The sequence below is a fragment of the Vibrio eleionomae genome (genome assembly GCF_009874545.1).
GTDB classification, from domain to species: domain Bacteria; phylum Pseudomonadota; class Gammaproteobacteria; order Enterobacterales; family Vibrionaceae; genus Vibrio; species Vibrio nitrifigilis.
The window spans coordinates 1-365 of record NZ_WEKT01000132.1 but is presented as its reverse complement, the minus strand read 5'-3'; the positions used below and the strand labels follow the sequence as shown (position 1 = coordinate 365).

At 43.6% G+C, this 365-nt stretch carries 1 tRNA gene and 1 pseudogene; one reads left to right on the top strand and one right to left on the bottom strand.

Going from position 1 to position 365, the window contains the following annotated elements:
- Nucleotides 1-43: 43 nt before the first annotated feature.
- Nucleotides 44-120: transfer RNA gene (locus tag F9817_RS23790), tRNA-Asp, on the top strand.
- 114 nt (nt 121-234) lie between these two features.
- On the opposite strand, the pseudogene F9817_RS24220 reads toward F9817_RS23790, so the two are convergent.
- A pseudogene (locus F9817_RS24220) lies at nt 235-365 on the bottom strand (IS630 family transposase); the annotation flags it as partial.

The window sequence follows — 365 nt, the reverse complement described above, 5'->3', positions numbered from 1 at the left end:
AACGGTAGAGTGTTAGACACTTTACGGTAAAAACCAGTTTCGCGGAGCGGTAGTTCAGCTGGTTAGAATACCGGCCTGTCACGCCGGGGGTCGCGGGTTCGAATCCCGTCCGTTCCGCCACTTAGTTTTGAAGCCCTGAACGAAAGTTCGGGGCTTTTTTGTGCCTGATATTTTTGTTTAAGTTCTTTTCTTATAAAGGTTCAGCTAATCTTATGTTAATACCAATCTCACTAATTAACTGGTCAATATGGTCCAATCTCTAAAGCAGAGCGACATGACTCTGCTTTTGTCTGCACAAAAACGATTCCAAGCACTACACAACTTGTCGACAATATCGTCGTAACATTCAAAACACCTATTGGCTA